General features: G+C 71.2%; 23 protein-coding genes, 1 tRNA gene and 2 pseudogenes. 16 read left to right on the top strand and 10 right to left on the bottom strand.

Annotation, left to right across the window (positions count from 1 at the left end; translation table 11 throughout):
- Nucleotides 1–9: 9 nt before the first annotated feature.
- Nucleotides 10–663 (top strand): class I SAM-dependent methyltransferase, encoded by a 654-nt coding sequence (locus SH587_RS08575; RefSeq protein WP_320670174.1) that lies wholly within the window; start codon nucleotides 10–12, stop codon nucleotides 661–663.
- An 8-nt stretch (nucleotides 664–671) separates the two neighbouring features.
- Here the strand turns inward: SH587_RS08575 and SH587_RS08570 are convergent, their stop codons facing one another.
- Nucleotides 672–1,100: a hypothetical protein gene (locus SH587_RS08570; RefSeq protein ID WP_320670173.1), complete on the bottom strand. Its 429-nt coding sequence runs from the start codon at nucleotides 1,098–1,100 to the stop codon at nucleotides 672–674.
- 92 nt (nucleotides 1,101–1,192) lie between these two features.
- Between SH587_RS08570 and SH587_RS08565 the strand changes: the two genes are divergently transcribed.
- The 4 genes and pseudogenes from SH587_RS08565 (at nucleotide 1,193) to SH587_RS08550 (ending at nucleotide 3,819) form a co-directional block, all read left to right on the top strand.
- A tRNA-Arg gene (locus SH587_RS08565) sits at nucleotides 1,193–1,264 on the top strand.
- A 161-nt stretch (nucleotides 1,265–1,425) separates the two neighbouring features.
- Nucleotides 1,426–2,301, top strand: a complete 876-nt coding sequence (locus SH587_RS08560) for a tyrosine-type recombinase/integrase (RefSeq protein ID WP_320670172.1) — start codon at nucleotides 1,426–1,428, stop codon at nucleotides 2,299–2,301.
- 24 nt (nucleotides 2,302–2,325) lie between these two features.
- Nucleotides 2,326–2,709 (top strand): annotated as a pseudogene (locus tag SH587_RS08555) (tyrosine-type recombinase/integrase); the annotation flags it as partial.
- A 405-nt stretch (nucleotides 2,710–3,114) separates the two neighbouring features.
- Complete coding sequence (locus tag SH587_RS08550; RefSeq protein ID WP_320670171.1) at nucleotides 3,115–3,819, top strand: hypothetical protein; 705 nt, start codon at nucleotides 3,115–3,117, stop codon at nucleotides 3,817–3,819.
- Nucleotides 3,820–4,001: 182 nt separating this feature from the next.
- Here SH587_RS08550 and SH587_RS08545 read toward each other — a convergent pair whose 3' ends face one another.
- Together SH587_RS08545 and SH587_RS08540 are read right to left on the bottom strand one after the other, a co-directional pair.
- Nucleotides 4,002–4,223 carry a helix-turn-helix domain-containing protein gene (locus SH587_RS08545; protein ID WP_320670170.1) on the bottom strand — a complete coding sequence of 74 codons (222 nt, stop codon included), beginning with the start codon at nucleotides 4,221–4,223 and terminating at the stop codon, nucleotides 4,002–4,004.
- Nucleotides 4,224–4,541: 318 nt separating this feature from the next.
- A complete protein-coding gene (locus tag SH587_RS08540; protein WP_320670169.1) occupies nucleotides 4,542–5,756 on the bottom strand; it encodes an IS256 family transposase in 1,215 nt (404 codons plus the stop codon).
- 121 nt (nucleotides 5,757–5,877) lie between these two features.
- On the opposite strand from SH587_RS08540, the pseudogene SH587_RS08535 reads away from it, so the two are divergent.
- The 3 genes and pseudogenes from SH587_RS08535 to SH587_RS08525 all read left to right on the top strand — a co-directional run.
- Nucleotides 5,878–6,189, top strand: a pseudogene (locus SH587_RS08535) (ATP-binding protein); the annotation flags it as partial.
- A gap of 341 nt (nucleotides 6,190–6,530) precedes the next feature.
- A complete protein-coding gene (locus SH587_RS08530) occupies nucleotides 6,531–7,373 on the top strand; it encodes an integrase catalytic domain-containing protein (protein ID WP_320670167.1) in 843 nt (280 codons plus the stop codon).
- 124 nt (nucleotides 7,374–7,497) lie between these two features.
- Nucleotides 7,498–7,809 carry a hypothetical protein gene (locus SH587_RS08525; RefSeq protein WP_320670166.1) on the top strand — a complete coding sequence of 104 codons (312 nt, stop codon included), beginning with the start codon at nucleotides 7,498–7,500 and terminating at the stop codon, nucleotides 7,807–7,809.
- A gap of 75 nt (nucleotides 7,810–7,884) precedes the next feature.
- Here SH587_RS08525 and SH587_RS08520 read toward each other — a convergent pair whose 3' ends face one another.
- The gene (locus tag SH587_RS08520) at nucleotides 7,885–8,811 is read right to left on the bottom strand and encodes an SDR family NAD(P)-dependent oxidoreductase (RefSeq protein ID WP_320670165.1); all 927 of its coding nucleotides are present in this window, start codon (nucleotides 8,809–8,811) and stop codon (nucleotides 7,885–7,887) included.
- A 256-nt stretch (nucleotides 8,812–9,067) separates the two neighbouring features.
- Here SH587_RS08520 and SH587_RS08515 point away from each other — a divergent pair, with 256 nt between their 5' ends.
- From SH587_RS08515 to SH587_RS08485, 7 genes are all read left to right on the top strand, one after another.
- Entirely contained in the window at nucleotides 9,068–10,609 is a 1,542-nt protein-coding gene (locus SH587_RS08515; protein ID WP_320670164.1) for an MlaD family protein, read from the top strand.
- The gene (locus SH587_RS08510; RefSeq protein WP_375341742.1) at nucleotides 10,606–11,862 is read left to right on the top strand and encodes an MlaD family protein; all 1,257 of its coding nucleotides are present in this window, start codon (nucleotides 10,606–10,608) and stop codon (nucleotides 11,860–11,862) included. Before SH587_RS08515 ends, SH587_RS08510 begins: the two co-directional genes overlap by 4 nt.
- A gap of 14 nt (nucleotides 11,863–11,876) precedes the next feature.
- Nucleotides 11,877–13,241: an MlaD family protein gene (locus tag SH587_RS08505; RefSeq protein ID WP_320670162.1), complete on the top strand. Its 1,365-nt coding sequence runs from the start codon at nucleotides 11,877–11,879 to the stop codon at nucleotides 13,239–13,241.
- Nucleotides 13,242–14,967: 1,726 nt separating this feature from the next.
- Complete coding sequence (locus tag SH587_RS08500; RefSeq protein WP_320670161.1) at nucleotides 14,968–16,236, top strand: MlaD family protein; 1,269 nt, start codon at nucleotides 14,968–14,970, stop codon at nucleotides 16,234–16,236.
- Nucleotides 16,233–17,690 (top strand): MlaD family protein, encoded by a 1,458-nt coding sequence (locus SH587_RS08495; RefSeq protein WP_320670160.1) that lies wholly within the window; start codon nucleotides 16,233–16,235, stop codon nucleotides 17,688–17,690. The genes SH587_RS08500 and SH587_RS08495 overlap by 4 nt, the downstream gene beginning before the upstream one ends.
- 48 nt (nucleotides 17,691–17,738) lie before the next feature.
- On the top strand, nucleotides 17,739–18,170 hold the full coding sequence (locus SH587_RS08490; protein WP_320670159.1) for a MaoC family dehydratase N-terminal domain-containing protein: 432 nt from the start codon (nucleotides 17,739–17,741) through the stop codon (nucleotides 18,168–18,170).
- Nucleotides 18,167–18,592 carry a MaoC/PaaZ C-terminal domain-containing protein gene (locus tag SH587_RS08485; protein ID WP_320670158.1) on the top strand — a complete coding sequence of 142 codons (426 nt, stop codon included), beginning with the start codon at nucleotides 18,167–18,169 and terminating at the stop codon, nucleotides 18,590–18,592. The genes SH587_RS08490 and SH587_RS08485 overlap by 4 nt, the downstream gene beginning before the upstream one ends.
- Before the next feature lie 122 nt (nucleotides 18,593–18,714).
- On the opposite strand, the gene SH587_RS08480 is transcribed toward SH587_RS08485, so the two are convergent.
- Together SH587_RS08480 and SH587_RS08475 are read right to left on the bottom strand one after the other, a co-directional pair.
- Nucleotides 18,715–19,653, bottom strand: a complete 939-nt coding sequence (locus SH587_RS08480) for an MBL fold metallo-hydrolase (protein WP_320670157.1) — start codon at nucleotides 19,651–19,653, stop codon at nucleotides 18,715–18,717.
- Nucleotides 19,654–19,677: 24 nt separating this feature from the next.
- Nucleotides 19,678–20,838, bottom strand: a complete 1,161-nt coding sequence (locus SH587_RS08475; protein WP_320670156.1) for a thiolase family protein — start codon at nucleotides 20,836–20,838, stop codon at nucleotides 19,678–19,680.
- A 61-nt stretch (nucleotides 20,839–20,899) separates the two neighbouring features.
- Here SH587_RS08475 and SH587_RS08470 point away from each other — a divergent pair, with 61 nt between their 5' ends.
- Nucleotides 20,900–21,322: a Zn-ribbon domain-containing OB-fold protein gene (locus tag SH587_RS08470; RefSeq protein WP_320670155.1), complete on the top strand. Its 423-nt coding sequence runs from the start codon at nucleotides 20,900–20,902 to the stop codon at nucleotides 21,320–21,322.
- A 110-nt stretch (nucleotides 21,323–21,432) separates the two neighbouring features.
- Here the strand turns inward: SH587_RS08470 and SH587_RS08465 are convergent, their stop codons facing one another.
- From SH587_RS08465 to SH587_RS08450, 4 genes are read right to left on the bottom strand one after another with little or no spacing between them, the layout of a single operon-like run.
- Nucleotides 21,433–21,981, bottom strand: a complete 549-nt coding sequence (locus SH587_RS08465) for a TetR/AcrR family transcriptional regulator (RefSeq protein ID WP_320670154.1) — start codon at nucleotides 21,979–21,981, stop codon at nucleotides 21,433–21,435.
- Nucleotides 21,982–22,026: 45 nt separating this feature from the next.
- On the bottom strand, nucleotides 22,027–23,805 hold the full coding sequence (locus SH587_RS08460) for an AMP-dependent synthetase/ligase (RefSeq protein ID WP_320670153.1): 1,779 nt from the start codon (nucleotides 23,803–23,805) through the stop codon (nucleotides 22,027–22,029).
- Nucleotides 23,802–24,965 carry an acyl-CoA dehydrogenase family protein gene (locus tag SH587_RS08455; RefSeq protein WP_320670152.1) on the bottom strand — a complete coding sequence of 388 codons (1,164 nt, stop codon included), beginning with the start codon at nucleotides 24,963–24,965 and terminating at the stop codon, nucleotides 23,802–23,804. Before SH587_RS08455 ends, SH587_RS08460 begins: the two co-directional genes overlap by 4 nt.
- On the bottom strand, nucleotides 24,962–26,179 hold the full coding sequence (locus SH587_RS08450) for an acyl-CoA dehydrogenase family protein (RefSeq protein WP_320670151.1): 1,218 nt from the start codon (nucleotides 26,177–26,179) through the stop codon (nucleotides 24,962–24,964). Before SH587_RS08450 ends, SH587_RS08455 begins: the two co-directional genes overlap by 4 nt.
- Nucleotides 26,180–26,373: the final 194 nt, after the last annotated feature.

Genomic DNA, 26,373 nt, shown 5'->3' with positions numbered 1-26,373 from the left:
GGTCGGGCCATGAGCGACGACGCGATCCTCCCCGCCAGCGGCCGCTTCCTGCCGGTCGGGGTCTACGACCTGGGCCTGGCCCTGATGATGCGCGAGGGCCGCTGGCGGCCGGCGCTGACGCGGGCGGTGCTCGACGAGTTGCCGCTCGACGGCCGCGCGGTCGAGGTCGGAGCGGGAACGGGCGCGTTGACGCGGCGCCTGGCCGAGGCGGCGGCACCGGGCACGTCGATCACCGCGGTCGAGCCGGATCCGAACGCGCGGGCGATCGGCGAGCGGCGGACGCCGGGGACGGCGGTGAGCTGGCGGAGCGGTCGGGCGGAGCAGCTGCCGCTGGCGGACGCCAGCCAGGACGCGGTGGTGCTGGCGCTGGTGCTGCACCACCTGCGGCCGGACGCGAAGCGGGCGGCGCTGGTCGAGGCGCGGCGGGTGCTGCGACCGACGGGCGCGCTGCTGATCGCGGACTTCGGGCCACCGCAGGACCCGCTGATGGCGGTCGCGTTCGCGTCGATCGAGTTGCTGGACGGGCCGGCGACGACGCGCTCCCACCGCCGCGACGTGGTCCGGCGGACGATCGCCGAGGCCGGGTTCGCGCCGCCGGCGATGTTGGTGCGGCTGCGGACGGTGGCGGGGACGCTGGAGCTGCTGAGGGCGCGGCCGGCCTGAGGGCCACGTCAGCCGCGGCCGTCGCCGCCGGGCTTGTCGAGGCGGTCGGCGAGCCCGCTCTTCAGGATCCGCCGGCCGAGGGCGGCGCCGCGCGAGTTGCCGCCGACGAGCCCGGTCTGGGCGATCGAGAGCGCGAGCGTCGAGACCGCGCGCCGCAGCTCCTCGATCGTCTCGGCCTCGCTGCGGGTGGCCGGCGGGGCGGCGGCGTCCGGCGCGGGCGCCGTGGCCACCGGATCGGGCTCGGGGGCGTTGGCCGATGGTCGACCGAGCAGGCCGTCGCCGGCGAGCATCTGGCGGGCGCGCGAGCCGCCGATCTCGACCGTCAGCTCGCGCACGAGCTGGGCGTCCTCGCGCAGCGCGATCCGCTGCTCCTCGGGCAGGGCGCGGTACTGGCGGAGCGTCGAGACCGACAGGCGGAGCAGCTTGAAGGGAAGCATCGGCGGGGGGAGCGACCAGCCTACGGCCCCTTCCGCCCACCGTCCACCGCCCCACGCCGCCCGCCCCGACGAGCGACTACGCTCCAGCCTGCGCCCCCATAGCTCAGGGGATAGAGCATCGGTTTCCTAAACCGTGTGCGCAGGTTCGAATCCTGCTGGGGGCACCTCGCACGAACAACCTGCAAATCAGCCACAGTCGCGGCTCTTGGCTGATTCAAGGCCGCAGATTTGTTCAAGATTCTTGTTCCCCAGCGGTCGCGACCGTGGCAAGCTGGGAAACATGGCAACGACCGCTGCCGCTCCCGCGACCCGCGAGGTCACCGGCTTGGTTCGCGTCGAGGAGCGCGCGAAAGGCAAGGTCTGGGTCGCTGCCTACTTCCGCCGCGATGGACGCAAGGTCCGAAAGACCCTCGGCATAGCGTGGGTCCGCGACAGCGGCCGGCGCACGGCCCGGGGCGCCATCATCTGGCGGGCCGGCGCCGGGTCGAAGCCGGAGGGCTACCTGACGCCCAAGGAGGCCGACGCCGCACTCGCCGAGCTGCTTCACGCGGAGAAGCGGCGCCCGATCCGCGACGTGCCATCGGTTACCCGCAAGACGGTCGATGACGTCGTCGCCGCGTGGTTGACGCACGCGAAGAAGGTCAGCGGCGTCTCGGCGGCGACCTATCGGGGCTACGAGTCGCTCGGCGTGGTGATGCGCGAGCGTCTCGGGCGACGCACCGAGGTCCGGTCGTTGCGCGCGAAGGACATCCGCCAGTTGCAGTCGGAGCTCCTCGACGCCAAGCTCGCCCGCTCGACCGTCCACCACCAGATGACCGCGACCCGCGCCGCGCTCGCGTTGGCGAAGGAGAACGGCTGGATCGACGCCAACCCCGCCGACGGCGTGAAGATCGTTCCGCTGCCGAAGGTCGAGCCGGACTTCAACGTCCTGGAGCCCTCGCAGGTCGAGCGGGTCGCTGCCGCGGTGGCGACGGTGCCCGACGGCGAGTTGCCGCGGATGCGCAACGGCGAGCTGTGGGAGGACCTCGCGACGAAGGTCGTCTACACCCGGACCCTCTGGGCGGATCTCGTGCGGATCGCCGCCTACACCGGCCTGCGAATCGGCGAGCTTCGCGCGCTGGCGTGGGGCGACATCGACTGGAAGGGCCAGGTCCTGCGCGTCACGCGGAACCTCCCGGCGACCGCGCCCGCCGGCACCTAGCCGAAGGCCCCGAAGTCGGGCAAGGCGCGGCCGGTGCCGCTGATCCCGCAGGCGATCGAGGCGCTTCGCCGCGTCGAGAAGCTCGGGCACCCCACCGGCCCGAAGGACCTCGTGTTCCCGTCGCTCGACGGGGGGCCCTTCGACGCGGGCCGGGTGCGCACGGCGTTCTACGAGGGCCTGGTCGCGGCGAAGCTCGCTCATCTCCGCGAGGAGCCGAACCCGATGACCTTCCACGACCTCCGGCATACGTTCGGCACGATGGCGGCCCGCGTGTTCCCTCTCGCGGATGTCCAGGCGTACTTGGGCCACAGCGACATCACGACGACCATGCGCTACGCGCACCACGTGCCTCGCACCGACGCTGCGACCCGACTTGCGATGGCCTTCGACGCCGATATCGCGGTATAGAAACGCCCCGACCGGCGATCGCAGCGCAGGTTAGAGCGGCTGTGTTTTTGCTCGGCGGTGCGATCGTGGCCTCGTGAACCTGACGAAGGCCCACGTTGACACCGGCTCTGAACTATCTAGTTCATCTTCGCATTCTGTTCTCTGCATGGCTCTGAGCATAGCTGTGTCTGAGTTGGGTGCTCGAACGGCGCTTGTTCTGATACTCCGGGCGGCTGATCTGCGATGCTTCATCTCGTGGACGTTGTCCCGACAAACCTCCTCGGCGAAAGGCCGATGCGCACTCGCCCCTCGCTCGTTAGCGCGATTCTCGAAGCTTCGAAGCGAGACCATGTCCCGATCCGGCGCGCGTTCGTGCAAACGCCCGGGAAGGGGACCGCGCGCTCGACGCCTGGACCTCTCGCAGAGATGGTCCGCCGCGGGAACCCGGGGTTGTTTGAGCAGTGGCTCCTCGCGCGTGCACTCGCCAGCGGCCAAGGTCACCAGATTCGCCGCCCGACCGAGGTCTTCGCAATCGCTGCGGGCCTCGGTGACGGAGACGCTGGGATCCGCACGGCCAGGCGCAACTGGAAGATCCTCGAGCAGCTCAACCAGGTGTCGGTGGGTCGCGCGGGCCGACGGCTCGAGATCACGTTGCTTGACGAGAGCGGCGATGGCAGTCGTTACAAGCACCCAGGCCGCAGTGGCCGCTACTTCAAGCTGCCGCATGCCTATTGGACCTCCGGCTTTCACGAGCGGCTGTCACTGCCCGGCAAAGCGCTGCTCTTGATCGCGCTTTACGAGGACTTCGACTGGTTTGCGCTGGCGCGCGAGCACGCGACGAGGTGGTACGGGCTCAGTGAGAGCACGATCGCACGCGGTCTCGCAGAACTGCGCCGGCACGGAGTTCTCGAAGCACAGGGGTACTACAAGCCAGCGCTGCTCGAGGATGGACCCGGCTACACCGTCATGAACCGGTACTGCCTTCTCGCGCCGTTTGGCCCCAAGGGCCGGGTCCGCGAGTCGACTCCGGAGATCTTCAAGCTTGCTCCGTCGCGACGAACCGAGTCGCCTTCCCACGGCGATAGCGAGGTCGCGACAACGCCAGCGGCGCAATCCAGCGTCGGAGCGTGAGCGGGAACCGGGCGGGGCGCGACGGCGCCCCGCCCGGCTGCAGTCTCAGCATGACAAAGCCAACCACCGTCCGCAGCTCGAACGCTTCACACGACGGGATGTCGCCCCTCGCTCGGTAGTCGCGTGACGCGCTGCGTCTCGTCCGACTTCGCCCCCGAACGCCCCGTCGATCCGAGACGGGGCTACAGCGCCTTGCCGCTCTCCATAGCGTCGAGGAGTGCCCGCGTGACGGTGGGCAGGTGAAAAATCCGGCGCGTACCGAGTTTCACCGACGGGAGCCGGCGAGCACGCGCGAGGTCGGAAATTGTCGTCGCTGGCACGGCCTCCCCAAGGTAGGCCGCAACGCCCTCGGCGTCCGTCCACTCCGCAGCCGTGGCGAGGACCTCGCTGACAGCGGCGCTCATGCCGGTTCTCCTTCCCTCTTCACCAGCCCGGGAGAGCGCGTGGCCGGCTGGGCCGCTCCCTCAACCATCTTCTTGAGTCGTCTGTCTCGGAACCACGGTCGCAACCGGAGCCGGGCGGGTGGCAGGGTGCCGTAGACGAGGATGGTGCGGTCGTGTTCGCGGGCGGTGGGTCCGTCGACGAGCGGCCGGAAGGTCGAGTCAAGTAGCGGGACGTGGTGTACCTCGCTGACCACGCCACGAACGACGTAGGCCGGCGGGTGGCCGCGGGCGAGGAGCCCGAAGGGCGACGAGTCCGTGGCCACCCGCCGGCGCGCCGGGTCAGGCGGCCACCTCGAGCGTCAGGGTCGTGTCGACCTCGGGGTGGTCGGGGATACGACGCATCGAGAGCTCGGAGAGGTACCGGCGGCCGATCGGCCATTCCTCGTGCTGCTCGATCAGGACCATGCCCGCGAGGCGGATCAGGGCTTGGTCGTTGGGGTAGATCCCCACGACATCACTCCGGCGGGCGATCTCCTTGTTCAGTCGCTCCAGCGGGTTCGTCGAGCGGAGCTTGCGCCAGTGCTCCGGGGGCATCTCGTAGTAGCCGAGGAGGTCTTCTTCGGCGTCGGCCAACAGCCGGGCGACCTTCGGTGCCGGGCCCGAGAGCCGGTCGACGACCTCACCGAGCCGCTCCCGGGCCTCGAGCCCGTTCTCGCTGTTGAAGACCTGCCGGATCGCCGTGGCCACCGCGGGCTGCTGCGCGCGTGAGACGTGGCCGAGCATGTCCCGCAGGAAGTGGACGGTGCAGCGCTGCCAGCGGGCGCCGATCACCCTCCCGATCGCGTTGCGGAGTCCTTGGCGGGCGTCGGAGATCACGAGCTGCACCCCGGACAGGCCACGTGCCCGGAGGTCGTGCAGGAACTCCGTCCAGAACGCCTCGGTCTCGGCCTCGCCGACATCGAGCCCGAGCACCTCGCGCTGCCCGTCCTGATTGACCGCATACGCCACGACCAGCGCCTTCTGGCGGACCGTGCCCTGGTGACGGACTTTCTCGATCTTCGCGTCCAACCAGAGATACGGAAACCGACCCGCAAGCGGCCGGGTCCGGAACGCCTGCACCTGCTCATCGAGCCCCTGGCACATCCTCGAGACCTGGTCCTTGGACAGCGACAGGCCCATCTGCTCCACCAGCCGATCGACCTTGCGGGTGGAGACGCCGTTGACGTAGGCCTCCTGCACCACCGCCACGAGCGCTTGCTCGTGCCGCTTGCGGGGTTCCAGGAACGAGGGGAAGTACGAGCCCTGCCGGAGTTTCGGGATCGCGACGTCGACCTGTCCGGCGCGGGTGTCCCACGCGCGGTGGCGATACCCGTTGCGATGCGTGACACGACCCTCAGATCGTTCGCCGAGCTCGGCTTCGATCAGCCGCGAGACCTCGGCCTCGATCAGCTCGCCGACCATGAACGCGACGCTCTCCCGCACGACGTCGCCGTGGCTGGACAGCAACTCTTCCGCGGCGCTACGCGCCGCGGCCGTACCCTCGGAACGGGCCATCGTGGTGTTCTCCTCGGTGGATCGCCGAGTCGCCCCTGCCAAGAGAGGACCGGCGGTTCACGGGCCACCGCGATGGCCCGCCCTCGCCCTCGGCGAGGTACACCACTTCTACCGACGTGACCCGCAGCTGCTGATCATCGACGAGCTCGGGTACCTCCCGATGCCCGGCGAAGCAGCGAGCCATCTGTTCCAGGTGATCTCCCGGCGCTACGAGCACGGCTCGATCGTCCTGACGACGAATCGCGGCCTCTCGGAGTGGGGCCACATCTTCGAGGACACGACCGTCGCAGCGGCGATCCTCGACCGGCTCCTGCACCACGCCACGGTGCTGCCGATCACCGGCGACAGCTACCGGATGCGCCACCACCAGAGCGCGCTTCGCGCGCTCTGCCCGGCCCTGACGGGCCGCTCTCAGGGTGGGGAATTCACGTGATCCTTGACACACCAGGCCGACTATCCGTCGCGGTGGACGGCGATCGAGTCGATCGCGGGGAAGCTCGACAATCAACGCCCAGACGCTGTCCAACTGGATGAAGCAGGCGAGGATCGATCAGAATGAGATCCCCGGGGTCACGAGCGACGAGCAGCGCCGGATCAGGGAGCTCGAGCGGGAGAACCTGTCCCGCGTCAAGATCGGTGGCACACCCGTTAGTTGAGTCCGAAGGCCCCGCGAACGCGTGGGTCGGGCGGCTCGCGAAGGCCGCCCGGAGGGCGACCGAGCGAGCCGCCCGACCCACCGTCGCCAGCCGACCGTCGGGCTCCTGTTCGTGAAGGATGAGCACCGTGGGACGACCGTCAGCTCGCCGTCGCTCGGCGAGAGGCGTTCGTCGAGCTGCCACCCGCCGCAACCGCGTGTGGCAGATGGACTTCTTCGAGTTCGAAACGAGCGGTGGCGGCACCTGGCGCTCCGGCGACGTCATCGACTACGCCACGAAGTACGTCCTGGCTGGCCCGGTCACGGCCACCTCGACCGCCCGGGACGCGATCGACTCACTGCAGCTCGCGATCGCCGAAGCCGAACGGCTCCTCCGCGGGCCGCTCCTCGACGAGCTCACCGACCCCGAGACCGGCGAGCTCACGCCGGTGATCGTCGTCACCGACAACGGCCAGTGCTTCAAGAGCCGCACCTTCGAGCGGTTCATCGATTCCCGACCCGAGCTGACACGTCGGAACGCGGCGCCGGTCGCCGCAGACCAACGGCGTGATCGAGCGCTACCTCGGCGCGATCAAAGATCGAGCACCTCTGGCGCGACCTGCCACCCGACTGCCCCCAGATGCAGCAGATGGTCGCCGCGTTTCGAACGATCTACAACGAGATCCGCCCGCACGAAAGCCTCGCCGGCGCCCGGCCGATCGCGGCCTACCTCCCGAACCCTCGACCACCATCAGCACCCCAGTTCAAACACGCCATCTTGTGTCAGATTCTTGACGCGGGACATCGGCGCCGGTGGCCGCAATTTCTGCTTGGGTGCTGCGCTCGCCAAGCTCGAGTTGCGGATCCTGGTCGAGGAGACGGTGCGGCGATTCCCGCAGATGATGATCAGCGACGAGGCGACCTACGCCGTGTCACAGTTCGCCAGTCAACTGCGTACGCTCCCCGTCCGTCTCCATGGCTGACGTGGCCGTGCGGGGCGTGCTCGAGCGGGGCGCCCCGACCGGGCGGAGGTCCCGTGGACGCACCGACGGTCCGCACGCGGGGCGCGGGCCGAAGAGGGCCACCGCGCACGTGGCCGCGGGCTCGATGCTGACCAGCTACGTGCTGGCCTCGCGCGTGGGGTTCGCGACCGGCGCCCTCGCGGCCATGATCGGCGGACTCGGATGGTGCGCCGCGAGCTGGGACCGCGATCACGGGCCGGCGACCGCCGTCGGCCTCGTGGGCGTTTACGTCGGGGCCTTCGCGGTGTCCCACCCGGTCTCCCGGTGGGTGGGCGCCTGGCCCGCGGTAGCGGCGGGCACCGCGGCGACCGGTCTGGCGACGCACCACATCGCCGACCGGCGGTACTCGACGGGCCGCCGGTCCGAGACGCCCGCGGCCCGGCCCGACCTCGCATAGCCCGGATCCGGGCCGGTCCTCGTCGGATCCGCGCCCGGATCCGACGAGCTGCCCGGCGGGGACCCCCCGGGCGGCTCAGGAACGGTTGACCGGCGTGAGGCCCAGGTCGGGGAACGGCGCGGGGCCGGCCTGTGCTCCCAGCGAGTCGGAGAGGAACGCCTCGATGTCCTCCACCTCAGGCTGATCGCCGAACGTCACCTCCGCCGCGACGGAGTACGGGGCGATCACCTGCGCCACGCCGCCACCGCACACGAACACCTGGCCGGTGTACCCCGAGCCGTTGGGCCCGGCGAGCGCCGCGACGATCGGGGCCACGCTGGCGGGCCCCCATGGATCCGTGCCCCCCGACCCGCCGGGGAGCGCGCCGAAGGTCCCCTCGGTCATCCGCGTGCGCGCACGCGGAGCGATCGCGTTGCACATCACGCCGTAGCGCTGCATCTCCCGGGCGACGGTGACGGCGAACGACGCGATCCCGGCCTTCGCGGCCGAGTAGTTGGCTTGTCCGACGTTGCCGTAGAGCCCGGCCTCCGAGGTCATACAGAGCACACGGCCGTCGACCGGCGCGCCGGTCTCCTTCGCGCGGGCACGCCAGGCGGCACACGCGGCGCGGGTAACCAGGAAATGCCCGCGGAGGTGCACGGCGATACAGGCGTCCCAGTCGTCGTCGGTCATCGAGAACACCATCTTGTCCCGGAGGATGCCCGCGTTGTTCACCACGATGTCGAGCTGCCCGAACTCGCCGATGGCGCGCTCCACCATTCTCGCCGCGTCGTCGACGTCGCTCACGCTGCCGCCGTCGCCCACCGCCGTCCCGCCGGCCTCGGCGATCTCGCGGCAGACGTCCGCGACCGGCCCCTCGTCGGCACCCTCACCCCGCCAGTCGCCGCCGAGATCGTTCACGACGACCTTCGCTCCGCGGCTGGCGAGCAGCAGGGCAATCTCGCGGCCGATCCCTCGTCCGGCGCCCGTGACCAGGGCGACGCGTCCATCCAGGCTGTTCATGTGATCTCCGATCGTCGGTACAACGCCGTCTGAGAGGCGGCTGGGGCAATGTTAGTATCGATTAACTCGCGGGTGGGGCGAGCGCTTCGGTCGCTCGGCCTCGCGGGCCGGATCACCCGTGCCGCGATGAGCGGTCCGCGGTGCGTGGCCGCCACGTGGGCCGGACCGCAAAGACCGGCCCACTCGGGCGACGTGGACGCCATCGTCAACGGGCACCGAGCGGAGGAGTAGACCGCGCAGCCCCATTACTCGCAGTGTGCCGACCCGATCCGCACGTCTCGCACCTGCGGCGGCGTCGGCCCGAACCAAAGAAAACCTTACGCGCCGGTCGCTGTGGTTATTGTCGGCTAACGCGACGCCCTCTCAGGGCCGCCGAACCCCACGCGACCGCATGCCCGCGCGACCCCGCCGCCCACAGATTCTCGCTCTCTCCGCCCTGACCGTCGTCGCGGTGGTGATCGCGATCCTCGTCCTGACCGGGCGGGGCGAGCCGTACCGCGTCACCGCCGTCTTTCCCGACGCCGCACAGCTGGTCAACGGCAACCTGGTGAAGCTCGGGGGCAACACCGTCGGGACGGTCGCGGCTATCGACCTGAACGACCGTGGGCAGGCGGCGGTCGAGCTCAACATCACCGAGGGGATCGCGCGTCCGTTGCACGTCGGGACTCGTGCGGTGCTGCGCAACACGTCCCTCTCCAGCATCGCCAACCGCGTCGTCGTCCTCGAGCCGGGACCCGACGACGCGCCCACGATCGCCGACGGGGGGACGATCTCGGCCGTCGACACACGTGGCGCCGTCGACATCGACACCGTCGTGAACACGTTGGACGCCCGGAGCCGCGCCTACCTGCGCGACGTGACCCGCGGCGGGGCGACGGCGCTGCGCGGGAACGAGCAGGCGACCAACACCTTCCTCGAGAAGATCAACCCCGCGCTGACGCAGACGCGGCGGACGCTCGAAGAGGTCACCGCCGACGAGCCGGCCCTGCGCCGCCTGATCTCGGCCACTGCGGGGGTCTCGGCCACCGTCGCCGACCGGCGCGACGACCTGGGCTCGCTGCTGGAGAACAGCGCGGTCACCTTGCGCGCGGTGGCGTCCGAACGCGAGGCGCTCAGCAGGACGATCCGGCGCGCACCCCGCGTGATCGACCGGGCGAACACCACCTTCGCGAACGCGCGCCCGCTGCTGCGCCGGGCCGAGCCGTTGCTGCGGGACCTCCGGCCGGTGGCGCCGCGGCTGGCCGGCGTGCTCCACCGGACGCGGCCGCTGCTGCGCGACGTGCCGCCGCTGTTGCGCGACGCGCGGGCGACGGTGCCGTCGCTCAACCGCGGTCTGGATGCCCTTCCGGGTCTCGCCGACTCGGCGGTCCCCGCGCTCCAGCAGACGACCGGAGCGCTCGACGACGCCAAGGGGATCATCGACGAGGCCCGGCCCTACACCCCGGATCTCGTCGGGACCCTCACGTCGTTCTACTCCGGCAAGGCGGCCGGCGGGTACGACGCCAACGGCCACTACACGAGGATCTCCTTGAACGTCAGCAGCGACACGTTGCCCGAGGAGCTCGTCCCGGCCCCGCTCTCCGAGGGGCTCGGCGGACTCGTCGACCTCCTCGGTCCGATCACCGGCACGAACCTGTCGACGCCCCAGGACCGGGTGCTGCGGCGCTGTCCGGGCGGGACGACGCAGACGGCCGCCGACCGCTCCAACCCGTGGCCGATCGGCCTCGCCGGCACCTGCGACCCGGCCGGGGTCCCGCTCGGCGGGAAGCTCACCCCGGACGGGAGTCGGGCGAAATGACCGCCCGGGCCCCGTGGCGGCTCGTCTCCGCCTTGCTGCTCAGCGCGGCACTGCTCTCCGGGTGCGGCGGGTCGTCGACATCGTCCGACGACGCGGTCGACGCGCTGTTCCCGAACGCCAGCGGCGTCGGGAAGGGCCAGGACGTGCGGATCGCCGGCGCCCCGGTCGGCTCGGTGACCGACGTGCGGTTGACCGACGATCGCCGGGCACGCGTGTCGATGCGCATCGACCGGCAGTTCCTGCCGTTCCGCGGCGACGCCGGGTGCACGATCGAGCCCCAGTCGCTGATCGGCGAGAAGTTCGTCAACTGCGACCCGGGGACCGCGTCCGCGCGGCCGCTCGTCTCGCGAGGCTCCGGCACTCCGACGATCCCGATCGCCAAGAACACCAGCCCGGTCGAGCTCGACCAAGTCATCGCGATGCTCGGGATGCCTACCAACGTGCGCTTCCAACTCCTCCTCAACCAGTTCGGCGCCGGGTTCACGACCCGGGGTGAGGACCTGTCGACCGCCATCCGGCGGGCCGTGCCCACGCTCCAGTACGCCCGGGACACGACGCAGATCCTGGGCCGCGACCGCGCCCAGCTGCGTCGGCTGATCTCGGCGACCGACCGGGTCGTGGGGGCGCTGGCCGACAGCCGCCGCGCACTCGGATCGACCTTCGAGAACAGCGCGCGGACGCTCGCGGCCACGACGCGGTACCGGGTGCAGCTGGACCGCGCGATACGTGAGCTCCCGCCCACCCTCTCGGCGCTGCGACCGGTCCTCAGCTCGCTCCAGAGGCTGACCGCCGACGGCACGCCGACGCTCGCGGCGATCCGGCGGTCGACGCCGGCGGTCCGCCAGCTCGCCGGCGACCTGCCCCGGCTCTCCCGCGCGGCGCGGCCGACCCTCTCGCGGGTCGCCGACGCCTCGGCCGCCGGCACGCCCGTGTTCCGGCGACTCCTGCCGCAGCTCCGTCTCCTCGAGCAGGACACCAGGTCCCTGGCGCCGTCCATCGACCTCGCCGGACAGCTGACGCCGAGCCTCCGCTCCAACGCCGTGCCCGAGTCGCTCCTGAGGTTCTTCCACAACGGCGGCCTCGCCATCTCCCGGTACAACAGCAAGGGCCACATCGTGGGAGCCAACGTCATCGCCCCGCTGGCCTGCTTTCCGCTGGCGCTGGCGGGCACGCAACCCGGATGCTCCGCCCGCTTCGCCGACGACGCCAACGGGCAGACGGAGGCGCGCGAGCGCGGAGGGGCGGGACGATGAGGCGGCGATCGTCCTTGGCCGGCAGCCCCGTCCTGATCGGCGCCGCCACCGCGTTGATCGCTCTGGTGGTCGTCGTCCTGGCCTACAACGCGAACTCCGGTCTGCCGTTCGTGGAGACCTATGACATCACCGCAGACGTCGCCGACGCGGAGCAGCTCACGACCGGCGTCGACGTCCGCATCGGGGGCAAGCGGGTCGGTCAGGTCAACGGGATCACCGCCGAGCGGCGCCGGACGGCACCCAGGCGCCCTTTCGCCTCGTTGGAGCTCAAGCTGGATCGCGCCGTCGGCCCGATCCCGGTCGACTCGACGATCCGGATCCGGCCCAAGAGCGTGATCGGCGCGAAGTTCGTCGAGCTCGAGCTCGGTCGCAGCCGGCGGACCATCCCCGCCGGCGGGGTGCTGCCGGTGTCGCAGTCCAGCGCGTCGGTCGACGTCCAGGACGTCTTCAACGTCTTCGACGCGGGACGCCGTCGTGCCGTCCGTCGCGTGGTGGGCGAGTTCTCCACCGCCGCCGCCGGCCGCGGCGCCCAATTCAACGCGGGGTTGTCGATCCTGCCGTCGGTCCTGCTCGACGGCGGCCGCGTCCTGCGGAACCTCGCAGCACCCGGGACGGATCTGCGCGGGTTGGTATCGGGCCTCGATCGCGCCTCCTCGGCGATCGCCCCGGTCGCTCCGCAGCTGCGGTCGGCCGTCCCCGGCGCCCGAGACACGTTGGCCGCGTTCGCGCGCTCGGACGAGGCCTTCGGCGAGACGATCGATCGGACCCCGGCGTTCGAGCGCGCGGTCCAGCGCGCCGCGCCCGTGGTCTCGCCCGTCCTGCGCGAGGCGGCAGTGCTGGCACGGGAACTGCGTCCGGGAGTCCGCGCACTTCCCCGGACGGTCTCCGCGCTCGGGGACGCGGTCGACGTCGGGGTCCCCGTGCTGCGGCGCGCCAGGACCCTGGGCCCCCAGATCCGGGCGACCGCCGCGTCCCTGGACGACCTCGCGCGTCGCGACACGACCACCGCTGCCCTGACCCGCCTGGACCCGATCGGACAGAACGTCCTATCCGTCCTGCAGCACAACGTGCCGCTGGAGATCCGCTGCAACTACCTCGGCCTCTTCGGCCGCAACTCCGCGGACATGCTTGGGGACGGCGACGCCTACGGCAATTGGTTCCGCGCCCCGCTGCAGGTGCTCGGCATCCAGAACTTCAAGAGCCCCGATGTCGCCCCCGACTTCCGCTACCAGGTCTACCCGGACAACGTCCCGGGCGGCTGCGCCATCGGCAACGAGGTGTTCCGCCGGGGCTCGCTCATCGGACGCGATCCCGCTCAGGGCGCGATCCGCAATCCGAGGACCCCGAGGCCGGCCGGCATCCCGGAGGGCCCCCGATGAGCCCGCTGATCGGCTCCCGCGCCCGACGCCGGCGCACGACCTCGTCGCCCGAGCGCCGTCGACGGCAGAACCTGCTCTGGGGCGCCGTGACGATCCTCGTCTCGGTCGTGGTCGTCTCGGTCGTGTTCGGCGGCGTTCCTGGCTCGGGTGGCCCGAAGGTCACGATCATCACGGCGGACTCCTTCGCCCTGCGCGCCGCGACGGCGACGAAGGCCCGTGTCGCGGGCATGGACGCCGGCCGCGTCACGAAGATCGAGCCGGCTCCCGGCCGACCGGGGTTCTCGGCCGTGACCGTGGAGCTGACGTCCGACGCGCCCGCGATCCGCCAGGACGCGACGGTGAAGATCCGGCCGCGACTCTTCCTCGAGGGCAACTTCTTCCTCGACATCGCCCCCGGGACTCCCGGGGCCCCGCCGCTGGGCGACCGTGCGATCCCGCCGGGTGCGACCACGGTCGCGGTCGCGGCGGACGAGGTCTTCTCAGTCTTCAACTCCGACACCCGCGGGGACCTGCGGACGACGCTGCGCAACCTCGGACGGACCCTCGACGGCGGCGGGGCGGGCGAGCTGGGCGCCGTCCTGCGCGCGTTGCCGGCGCCGACCCGGGACCTCTCCGTCGTCGCCCGGGCGGCGCGGGGCCAACGCGACGGCGACCTCGCTGACACGGTGCGCGAGACCTCCAGGGTCATGGACACCTTCGACCGCCACCGTGCCCAGCTGGCCGGCGCCCTGCGCGAGGGCAACCGCACGTTCCAGGCCACGGCCGCCCAGGAGCAGGGCCTCCGCGGCACGCTCGCCGGACTGGACCGCGTCAGCCTGACGGCCGGCCCCGTCCTCCAGCGCGTCGACGGCGCGATCGACCCCGCGGAGCGGCTCATCGCCACCGCCACGCCGCTCGTGCGACGGCTCCCGACAACGCTGGACCTCGCGATCCCGGCCCTCCGGACCACTTCGGACGTCGCCCGGCGCGGGCAGGTGCAGCGCCTCCTCGGCGAGGTCCGGCCGACGGCCAGGAGCGTCGCCGACGCCACCGGACCCGCTGTCGAGGCGCTGGATGCGGTCCGGCCGATCTCGCGGTGCCTGAGCCGGAACATCATCCCGATCCTCAAGAGCGAGGTCCCCGACGGCCGGCTCAGCACCGGCATGCCGATCTACCGGGAGATCCTCTCGGCGTCGGTCGCTTTCGGCGGGCAGATCCAGAACTTCGACGCAAACGGACCCTACGAGCGGTTCCTCGTCACGATCGGCGACTACCTCGTCTCGTCCGGCACCGGCGCCGCACGGCAGGAGACGCGAATGGCCGAGCCGATCCTCGGCTCGAGCCCGCCGAAGCGCGACACCCCGCCGCCCTACCGTCCGGACGTGCCCTGCGAGACGCAGGACCTGCCGAAGCTCGCGGTCGCACCGACCCCCTTCGGCGGCATCGTGCGGAGGAAGCCGATCAACGCTCCCCGGGTCCGTGCGGCGGTGAAGACCTTCGTCGAGCAGAACGCCGACGTCACGTCGACCGGCAAGGCCGGCATCAAGCCGCTCCAGGACGCCCTGAACCGCATGCTCGGCACGGACGTGAAGACCACGGCGGCCCGGTCCGGCGACGTCCGGTCCGACCGGGTCGACGACCCCACCTCGATCATCTCCGGAATCGACGAGATGCTCTCGCGGATCTTCCGCAGCTCCGTGCCGCGCCCGACGACCACGACAGGAGCGCGCCGATGAGAGCGTTGCGCATGGCCCTGAGGCAGTACTGGTGGGCGGTCGGCGTCATCATCGGCGCGGCGGCACTGTCCGCGGTCGTGGGCGGCTACATCCTCGTCCAGCAGCGCTTCCCGGTCCCGGGAGAGGAGACCTACACGTTCGAGGCCGACTTCGCCTCCGCCCAGGCCGTCACGCCCGGGCAGGGCCAGCAGGTGCAGGTGGCCGGGGTCGACGTCGGCGAGATCGCCGGCGTGCGGCGCAAGGACGGCCGCGCGATCGTCAAGGTCCGGATCAAGCGCGACCAGCTCGACAGCGTCCACCGCGGGGCCCGGCTCACGCTGCGGCCCCGGACGGGGCTCCAGGACATGACGATCGACCTCGACCCGGGTGACCCCCGCGCGCCGGAGATCGACACCGACCAGATCGTTCCCGCCGCGCAGACGGTCTCGCAGGTCCAGATCGACGAGGTCCTGCAGTCGCTCGACGCCGACACGCGGGCCTACTTCCAGGGCGCGCTGCAGGCCACCGCCAAGGGCCTCGGGTCCCGCCCCGACACGCTCCGGCGGGCCCTGCGGGTCGCGACCCCGGCCCTGCAGAGCACCGGCGGCGTCCTGCGCGCCGTCCGCGACCGCCGGACGGCCGTTCGCAGCCTCATCAGCGGCCTCGGGCGGCTCACCACCGAGCTCGCCGACCACCAAGAGGCCGTCGGCGACACGATCGACCGCGCCTCGGACACCTTCCGGACGATCGGCAACCGCGGACCCGAGCTGCAGCGCGCGCTCGCGCAGCTCCCGTCGACCCTCGACACCGCCGACCGGGCGCTCCGCGACACCGGCGCGTTCGCCGGGGAGCTCCGCCGCACGTCCACGCCGTTGCGGCCGGCGCTCGACGACGTCCGTGCGGCCCTGCCGACGGTCGATCCGCTGCTGCGCGAGCTCCCGGGCGACCTGAGGCCGCTCGCGGCGCTCAGCTCCAGCGCGGTCGCGCCGCTCGCCTCGGTGCGGCGCAGCGTCGACCGGCTGCGTCCGCAGCTCCCGGCCCTGCGGACGGTGGGCAAGGACGGCCAGTACCTCCTCAACGAGGCGGCATACAACCCGCCGGGCCCGGAGGAGGGATACGGCTTCAGCCTCGCGTGGGTCCTCCATAACGCCAACTCGATCCTCTCCCGCCAGGACGCCAACGGCAACGCGTACTTCGGGCAGGTCACGCTGTCCTGCGAATCGGTGCGCGCGACCCTGAACGCCGACGCCCAGCTGCAGAGCGTCATCGGCCTGATCACCTCGCTCGGAGTCTGCAAGTGAACAAGAACCGGCCGCACGTCGCGCAGATCCTGGTGATGGTCGTCTTCGCGCTGACGTCCTTCGCGCTGCTGCTCTTCTTCTGGTCGAGCTTCGGCGGCTCGGTCCCGCTGCGGGCCAAGCAGTACCAGGTGACCGTCGACTTCCGGCAGGGCGCGCAGCTAGCCGGGTACGCCGACGTGCGGATCAGCGGGGTCAGCGTCGGCAAGGCCATCAAGGTCGCCCGCCCGTCCGGGCGCAGCGGCGTGACGCGCGTCACGCTGGCGATCAAGCCGAAATACGCGCCGCTGCCCGCCGACACCCGCGCAACGCTGCGGACGAAGACCCTTATCGGCGAGACGTTCATCGCCCTCTCGTACGGTCGGCGCGGCGGTCCGCGGATCGCCGACGGCGGCAGGATCCCTGGCCGCCAGGTCGTGGAGAGCGTCGAGATCGACCGGCTCGTCGACGCGTTCGACGCACCGACCCGCGAGAACCTCCGCCGCGTCCTCAGTTCCTCCGCATCCGCTCTGCGCGGCAACGGCCCCGACATGAACGCGGCCGCGGGCGAGTTCGGCCCGACGCTCGAGAGCGCGGACGGCCTCCTCCGGGTCCTGGACCGTCAGTCGCGCGAGGTGGCCTCAGGGACACGCGACCTCGGCACCGCATTCTCGACGCTCGGCGAGCGCACGGGCGCGACGCAGGAGCTGATCCGCAGCGCCGACGCTGCGTTGCGCGCCACGGGACGCGTGGGTCGCAGCCTCAGCGCGACCCTCGACGCCCTCCCGGAGTTCATGGTCCAGGCCCGGCAGACGGTCAACCAGGTGCGGGCCACCTCGAAGGTTGCCCGTCCAGTCGTGGCCGACCTCCGGCCGGTGACGCCCCTCGTCCGCCCTGCGCTCAACGACGTTCGCGAGATCGCTCCGCAGCTGCGCGACACGCTGCGCGACGTCCGACCGGCACTTCCACGGGTGGACCGCGGACTCCCCCGACTGCGCCAGATCGTCAACACCCTCGGTCCGACGATGGACGTGCTGGATCCGGTGACCGCAGACCTGCAGCCGGTGTCGGCGTACCTGAAGGCTTACCGCCGGGAGCTCCTGGTCACCTTCGCCAACACGGCAGCGGCGGAGCAGGCCTCCGCGCGGGACTCCAACGGCAAACAGCGCAAGTACCTGCGGTTCCTGCCGGTGGTTTCCGACGACGCGCTCGTCTCGAGCACGACCCGCCTGCCCACCACGCGGTCGAACCCCTACCAGCGACCCGGCGCGCTCGAGGACTTCCCGCTGAAGTCGTTCTCGTGCGACCACCTCCAGAACACCGCGGCGCCGCTCTCGGCGGCGCTGGGCCTCCGCGGGAACGTGCCGTGCCGCGTCCAGTCCCCGTACGTGGTCGACGGGCGTCCGATGCAGTTTCCGCGGTTGGAAGAGGCGCCGCCGGTGACCGGCACGAACACCAGGACACGAGACGGACGATGACGACGACCCACCCCGGAGACGATCGTGCAACGACAGCGATACATCGGCATGAGCACCGGCAGCTTCGAGACCACCGCCGAACGTGGACGGCTACGGTTCTTCGCCGAGGTGATCGGTGACACGGACCCGGTCCGGACCGATCTGCAGGCCGCCCGCGATGCCGGGTATGACGACCTGCCGGTCCCACCGACCTTCCTGATGGGTCTCGACGCCGAACGGCCGGACGGGTTCGCGTACCTGTCGATCATGGGGGTCGACCTCCGGAACGTCCTGCACGGCAGTCAGGCCTTCGCGTACCACCGTGTGGCCGTGGCCAACGAGCCGCTCCGGTACGCCTCGCGCATCGAGGACGTCTACGAGAAGAGCGCGGGCGCGCTGCAATTCATCGTCCGCTCGGTGCAGATCAGCGACGGCGCAGGCGCGCCGGTCGCCGACCTGCGGTCCACCATCATCGAACGTCGTCCCGGGGGTGCGTCGTGAGCGCCGGCCTGCAGGACGTGGCGGTGGGGACGGTGCTCCCCGACTTGGAGCTCCCGCCGATCTCGCGGGCGACGCTGGCCCTGTTCGCCGGCGCCAGCGGTGATCACAACCCGATACACATCGACAGCGACGTCGCCCGGTCTGCGGGGATGGACGACGTCTTTGCCCACGGGATGCTGTCGATGGCCTATCTTGGCCGGCTGCTGACGGCCTGGGCCCCGCAGGACCTGCTGCGGTCCTTCGAGGTGCGCTTCGCGGCGATCACGCCCGTACGCGCGCGACCGGTCTGCGCGGGAACCGTGACGGCGGTCGAGGAACAAGACGGCGAGCGTCTCGCGACCATCGAGCTCCGGGTGACGCTCGAGGACGGGACCGTGACCCTCGCGGGCACCGCGCAGATCGCGGTCCCCACCGCGTCCTGACCACGGCACCACGAGTCGGGTGTCCGTCCTCCCCTGCGGTTTGCGTAGGGGAGGACGGACGCGCCGCTCGCGGGGCTGGAGCGTCGGGGAGAGAGGACGGAGACCCCCGAAGGGCAGCGGGATCAGACGGAAACCACGGCGCGCCAGACCTCGTCGTCGTCGGCATCCGCCTCGCCCCGGCGGCGCAGATGGTCGAGGTGTGCCCACGTCTCCATCTGCGCGAGCATGCGGTCCGCGGCCGTCGTCGCCCGCGCGCCGAAGATCCGATCGCTGAGCTCGGCGAGCGGCACGGCATCGTGCTCCACGGCCGACCGCAGGCGGTCCAGGCGGACCTCGTGGTGCCGGATGAGCTCGGCAGCACGGGCGTGCCCGTCGGAGTAGGGGGGGCCGTGCGACGGCAGCACGAGGGCCGGGTGCAGATCACCCGCGCGGAGCAGCGACGCGAGGAAGTCCGCCAACGCATCGGAGCCGTCGAACGCTGGCTGCACGTTTGGCGTGAAATCAGGGAGCAGGAGGTCGCCGCAGAGCAGCACCCTGTCGGACGGCCGCCACAGACAGAGGTGGGCGGGCTCGTGGCCCGGGGTCGAGAGGACCTCCCAGTCCCCGAGGCGGTCGCCGTCGGCGAGCTCTTGGACGGCCGGGACCCCGGAGATCAGCTTTCGGAAGCCACGGAACGCGTTCTCGGAACCGTCCCCCGCCGCGGGTCGCGGCCCCGTCGGAGTCCCGTCCCCCGTCGGAGCACTACCGGTGAAGTCCATGGCGACCGCGAAGCTCTGGCGGCAGGCGGCGTGGGCCAACACCGTGTCGGTCAGCTCCGAGGCGCCGCCCCAGTGGTCGACGTGGCCGTGGGTGATGAGCACGTGCTCCGGTTCGATGCCGGCGTCCGCGAGCGTCGCCGCGACGACGCCCTCGCGGTCCACCGGGCCGGGGTCGACGAGCACCCACCGACCGTCGACATCAATGAGGTGCACGTTGAGATGGTCGGGCGACAAGATCGGCAATGCGATCGTGAAGCGGAGGACGCCCGGGGCGGGCGCGTCGACGGACGGGAGGTCGGGCATGGTCGTCACGATTCGGGGGTGGAACTAGTCTCGGGCGAGGACGTGGATGGCGCAGACGCTGCCGCCCCCGACCATGTGGCAGAGACCGATCCGGGCTCCATCGATCTGCCGGTCGCCCGCCTCGCCCCGCAGCTGCAGGGTCGTCTCCCAGATCTGCGCGAGGCCGGTCGGCCCGCCGGGGTGACCGCGGCCGATCAGTCCCCCGTCGGTGGAGAACGGGATCCGACCCCCGAGCTTGGTGGCACCGGTCCGGACGAGCTCGTCGCCGTCGCCGTCCGCGCAGAGGCCCAGGAGCTCGTAGTACTCCAGCTCTTCGATCGGGAACGCGTCGTGGACCTGGACGAGGTCGAGGTCCGCGGGGCCCACGCCAGCCTGCTCGTACGCCTCGCCGGCGGTGTGCCGGGTCATCTCCGACGCCCCGGTCACAGGGCCGACGAAGACGTGATCGGGTTGGTAGCGCTCCGTCTGCAACGCCGACGCGGCGATCCGGACGAACGGCTGATCGGGGCGCAGCCGCTCGGCGACCTCGCGGGTGCAGACCACCGCGGCCGCAGCCCCGGCACCGACGGCCGCGCTCATCTTTGACGTGAGCGGGTCGGCCACCATGCGTGAGGCGAGGATCTCCTCGCTCGTCACGACGTGCGAGGCGCGGCGCTGGGCCATCGGGCTGAGTGCCGCGTGGTTCCAGTTCTTGGCGGCGATCTCGGCGAAGACGTCGGCCGAGGTGCCGCGGTCCTCCATGCGGCGGCGGGCCCACAGGGCGAAGAAGGCCGCGGGCAGCACGACCCCGTCGACGCTGGCCTCGCGGTTGCCGGGAGGAGGCATGGCCTCCATGTCGTCGAACGCGAGCGCGAGCGCGACGTCGCAGTGACCGCCGAGGACCGCGTGGTACGCCTCGCGGAAGGTCGTCGACCCCGTCGCGGACGCGTTGACGATGTGCTGCACCGGAACGCCCGTGAGGCCGAATTCCTTGACGGTGATCACGCCGGTCATCAACGGCTGGGTGATGTGGCCAACGTAGACGGCCCCGACCTGGTCGAAGGTGACGCCCGCGTCGCGCATCGCAGCGGCGCCGGCGCGATAGGCCATCTCGCGGAGCGAGACGTCGCCCATGCGACCGAACGGGTACATGCCGACGCCGGCCACGCCGACGTCGTACTGGGTTCGAGGAGTGCCGACGGTCATGCGGTTAATGTACATTAACAAGCGTCCCGCACACCTGCCGACAACGCGAAGGGGCCCCATCGTGGCACCAGAGAGCCCGAGCTACACCTCCACCGATCCCGAGCTGTTTCGCGTCGAAGGGACGACGCCCGTCCTCATGGGCAGCCGGTGCTCGAGCTGTGAGATCTCGTTCTATCCCCGAAGGTGGGTCTGCGCGGTCTGCATGCGCGAGGTCGCCGACGTCGACTTCGCCGGCACGGGCACGCTCGCGGCCTACACCTACGTCGCGACGCCGGTCTACGGCAGGAAGGCCGTCTCGGGCGACGGGTACGGGATCGGCCAGATCGACCTGGACGAGGGCGTCCGGGTCCAGGCCGTCATCGGCGGCACGTCGGAGGACTGGCGTGTCGGCCAGCGCTTTGCCGCGCGGGTGGCGCCGATCGGCGACGCGGTTGACGGTCGCCGGACCGCGCTCTACGAGTTCTGGCCCGATCCGTCGTCCTGAGCACCCGATGCCGACCCCGCGGAGCGTCGGAAAGATCCTGCGTCTCTGGCGCCGCCCCTCGGTCGCGTAGGGGCCTCCCGCGGTCGCGGGCCTGCCGGCTGCGCCCGTGCTCAGCGAACCAGGCGGGCGGTCGCACCGTCGACGAGTTCGACGAGCAACGTCGCGTGGCGCGCGTCCTCCCGCACCGACGCCGGCCAATGCGCCGCGGAGAGCAGCATGCCGATCAGGGCATGCGCGGACGCTTCAAGTTCGCGGGCTGGACGGCCCGGAGCACAGCGGGTCACCGCTTGCACCCAGCGCTCGGCGAAGGCACGTTGACGTCGCCGTAGGCGCGCCCGGTCCGCGTCGGCGAGCGCGCGTTCCTCGCGCATGTACACGCTCACCAGTGCGCGGTCGGCCAGCGCGAACTCCGCGTGGCTGCGCGCGAGGGCCAAGAGATTCTCGTGCGGATCGTCGAGTGGTGGTCCGGCCAGCTCCAGCAGCCGGTCCATGGCCTCGTCGAACAACGCGGTCAGGATCTCCGCCTTGCTGGTGAAGTGGCGATAGATCGCCGGGCCGCTCGTCCCGACGGCGGCACCGATGTCGTTGACGCCTACCGCCGAAAAACCCCGGTCGTAGAACAAGTCCTTCGCGGCGTCCAGAATCATTCGCTCGCGCATCGCCCGGGATCCTATCGGCAGATGCGCGAGCGGAATGTCCTCAACTCACTCCGTGTACAGCCCGTCCAGGACATCGGCATACTTCTCGTAGACCACGTTGCGCTTGATCTTCGAGGTCGGCGTGAGCTCGCCCGTCTCCTGGGACATCTCGTGGTCGAGGATTGCGAACCTTTTGACCTGCTCGACGCGGGCGTAGGACGCATTAGCGCCGTCGATCGCCTCCTGCACGTGTGCGAGAATCTCCGGGTCCTCCCGGGCCGCGCTCGCGGAGGCGTCGGTACGCCCCTTCTCCGCGGCCCACGCCGCCAAGCGCTCGGCATCCAGCGACACGAGCGCGACGGGATAGGGACGACGGTCGGCGTACATCACCGCGTTGCTGATCCACGGAGAGCGCTTGAGGTCGTTCTCGAGGTTCGCCGGGGCGATGTTCTTGCCGCCGGCCGTGATGATGATGTCCTTCTTGCGGCCGATGATGTAGAGGTACCCGTCGTCGTCGATACGACCGAGGTCGCCCGTGTGCAGCCACCCGTCGACGAGCGACTCCGCCGTCGCCTCCGGGTTCCCGTGGTAGCGGCCGAACACGTTCGGGCCACGGACGAGCAGTTCGCCGTCCTCGGCGATCCGCAGGTCGACCCGGGGCAACGCCCGGCCGACCGATCCCCAGCGATGATGTTCGGGTGTTGACAGCGTCGCCGCGGTCGACGTCTCGGTCATCCCGAAGCCCTCGAGCACCGGGACACCCGCGGCCCAGAAGAACTGCAGGACCTCCGCCGCGATCGGGGCGGCACCCGAGACCGCCCGACGGACCCGCCCTCCGAACACGTTGCGGACGTTGGAGAACAGCTTCTCGTCGAACGCGTCGTAGGCGCGTTGCAGGTCCTCGGGGACGGGCTCGCCGGCGAGTCGCAGATCCTCGACCTGCCCGCCGACCTCGACCGCTCGCGCCAGCGTCGGCGCATCGACGGCGGAGGTCACCATGCCGTAGATCTTCTCGAAGATCCGCGGGACCGACGGGAGCATCGTGGGACGGACCTCGGAGAGCTCCGGGATGATCTGCGTGGTGTCGCCCCCGAAATACGCCACGGTGACGCCCCGGTCCAGCGCGGAGAGCTGGATCAGGAGCGCCATGGCGTGCGCCAGCGGCAGGAACAGGTAGACGACGTCCTCGGACTCGATCAACTCCGCTTCCCGGACGATCTCCAGCATCGCCCGGTAGTTCCCCTGCGAGAGCACGCAGCCCTTCGGCGGGCCGGTGGTGCCCGACGTGTAGATGATCGTGTAGTCGTCCTTAGGCGTCACGGCGTCGACCCGCCGGCGCAGCTCATCCGGCGACGTCGACGTCCCACGCGAGATTACGTCGGCGAGCGTCAGGTCCGCGTCGTGCCCGGCCTCGCCGTCGATGACGACGACGTGCTCGAGCTGCGTCAGGCGATCCCGGACCTGCCGGACCTTCGCGGCCTGCTGAGCGTTCTCGACGACCACGACGCGCGACGCGGCGTCGCCGAGCACCCAGGCGCACTCCTCCGGCGAGTTGCTGGGGTAGATCGGCACGACCACCAGGCCGGCGGCGGTGACCGCGAGAGAGGTCACCGTCCACTCCGGGCGGGTCTCGGCCAGGATCGAGACGCGATCCCCGCGCTCCAGGCCGAGCGCGAGGAAGCCCCGGGCGATCGCGTCGATGCGGTCGTGCAGGTCGCCGTAGGTGGACTCCGTCCACGCACCCTCCCGCTTGTGGCGCAGCGCGACGTCGCCGCTCCGGCCGTCGGCGAGCGTCGCGGCGAAGGCCGCGACCGTGGTGCCGGCCTGCGCCGTGACGTCGCTCATCGCACGGCCGCCGTCTCCGGCCGCGCGACAGTGCGGCGCGCTCGGGCGAGACACTCGTCCGCGAGCCGATCACCCGCGACGCCGAGACCGCCGACGAGCCGGCGCGAGAGCTGTGCCCGCCGGAAGTAGAGCGGCGCGTCGTGCTCCCAGGTCGCGCCGATGCCTCCGTGCACGTTGATCAGGCTGCGCGCAGCGAAGTCCAGCGCGTGGCCCGCGGAGTAGCGGGCGGCGCTGGCCGCCATCGGCAGATCGTCGGGGCTCGCGCCGGCGGCCCAGCCGACGTTCAACAGCAGGGCCCGGGCGTTCTGCAACCGGCGTAGGATCTCGACGAGCTCGTGCTTGATCGCTTGGTACGAGCCGATCGCTCGTCCGAACGTGTAGCGTTCCTTCGCGTACGCGCCGGCGAGCTCCAGGGCTCGGTCCACGGTTCCGACGCCCTCGGCGGCCAACAGCGCCTGGGCGGTGTGCCACGCACCCGCGATCTCCTCCTCGGAGCAGGCCAGGACGACCGCGGCCGCTCCGTCGAGGGTGATGTTCGCCATCGAGCGGGTGGCGTCGTACCGGGTCTCGCTCGTGACGGTGACACCGTCCGCCGAGGCGTCGACGACCAGGGCCGTCGGGCGCCCGTCGTCGGTGGCGACGACCACGAGCAGGTCGGCCCCGGGCGCGTCGGGGACCCATGCGACCGTGCCGGTGACGGTCACGTCGGATCCGGAGCGGTCCAGCACCGGCGCAGGGGTGCGCTCGCCGTCGATGCCGTCCACGGTCCACACGCCGTCGTCCGACCGCGGCGAGGGCGGGCACGCGGGGAGGTAGACCGGCCGGGTCTCACCCTCCGCCGTGGGCCCGGCGGCGTCGTGATCGGCGGCGCTCAGGAGCGCGGCGGCGGGGACGAGCCCGATGAACGGGACTGAGGCGAGGGTCCGTCCGAGCTCCTCGGCCACGAGCATCGCTTCGAAGACCCCCAGCTCGATGCCGCCGTGGCGCTCGGCGACGACGAGTCCCGGCCACCCGGCGTCGACCGCCGCGGGCCAGATGTCGGGCAGCGCGCCGGGTGTCTCCAACGCCTCGCGGGCGGCGGCGACGCTGTCGAAGCGGGACAAGGTCCCCCGTGCGGCGTCCCGGAGCGCGATCTGCTCGTCGGTCAGTTCCAGATTCATGCTGCGAGTCCTTCCCGCTGGCGCGCGACGAGGTCGTCGAACGTGATGTTCTTGTCCAAGCGCGGCTCGGGCGGCATGCCCAGGACGCGCTCCCCCACGGTGTTACGCAGAATCGGCTCCGCTCCGCCCGCCGACTTCAGGCCGGGCAGGAAGGAGATGTGGTACGCCCACTCTCCCGGCTCGACGAGCGCGTCCGGGCCATTGACATCGACGATGAGGTCGCCCGCGGTGATGGCCGCGTTGACCGTGGTGATCTTCGCGAGGCCGAACTCCGGTCCGGGCACGCGACCGTCCTCGAGCTGCGAGAGCGACTGGAAGCCGCGGAACCGGACGGCGAGCAACTCGGCGGCGACGTCCGCGAGCTTGGCACGGAGGCCGCTCTCGCGATCCATGCGCGAGCTGCCGGCCACGGCACCGGCGAAGCGCTCCGGGCTGTAACCGAAGCCCTCGGTACCCAGGCCGATCATCATCCGCTCGTACATGAGCACCGTGAGCGCGGCACCCCAGCCCCCGCCGACCTCACCCATGACCATCTCGTCGCCCCCGACGACGACGTCGTCGAGGAAGACCTCGTTGAACTCCGCCTCGCCGGAGATCTGACGCAGGCCGCGGACCGTGACGCCGTCGGCGTCCATCGGCACGACGAACATGGTCAGGCCCTTGTGCTTGGGCTGGTCGCCGTCGGTCCTCGCGAGGCACATCCCGAAACGCGCGAACTGCGCGTTCGTGGTCCAGACCTTCTGGCCGGTCAGACGCCAGGCACCGTCGTCGTCCCGTCGAGCGCGACACTGGACCGCGGCGAGGTCGGAGCCGGCCGCCGGCTCGGAGAACAGCTGACACCACACCTCGTCGCCGTGCAGGAGCGGCGCGAGGTAGCGCTCCTTCTGCGCGGGGGTTCCATGGACCATGATGCACGGGCCCATCAGCCCCAAGCCGATCACGTCGATCCCGCCCGGAACTCCGGCGGCGACCAGCTCCTGGTTGACGATGAGCTGCTCGACCGGTCCTCGGCCCGGTCCGCCGAACTCACTGGGCCAGGTCACGCCCACGAGCTGGCGCTCGGAGAGCAGACGCTGCCACGTCCGGCGCGCCTCGATGTACTCCGAGTCCTCCATGTCGCCCATGGGTGCCGGCGCCTCGTCACGGTGCTCCGACAGCCACTCGCGCACCTCGGCGCGGTAGGCCGCCTGTTCGGGAGAGTCGTCCAGATCCATCTCTTCGCTCCTTCGTGCCGAAGTCGGCACATCTCGGGTTCTCGTTCGTGGGCTGCGTCCCAGACGCTCCGCTTCGGCATCGACGCCGCCAGCGGCTCGTGCGCGATCGCGATGCGTTTCGTCCCGCGTGGCACCACGGTCCGTTTCCGGAGCGGTGATGCGCCCCCGCAGACCAGTTGCCACGACGCCGCGTC

This window comes from Patulibacter defluvii, from assembly GCF_034096925.1.
GTDB classification, from domain to species: domain Bacteria; phylum Actinomycetota; class Thermoleophilia; order Solirubrobacterales; family Solirubrobacteraceae; genus Patulibacter; species Patulibacter defluvii.
Note: the sequence above shows the minus strand (reverse complement) of the source record. Positions and strands in the feature narration are given on the sequence as shown.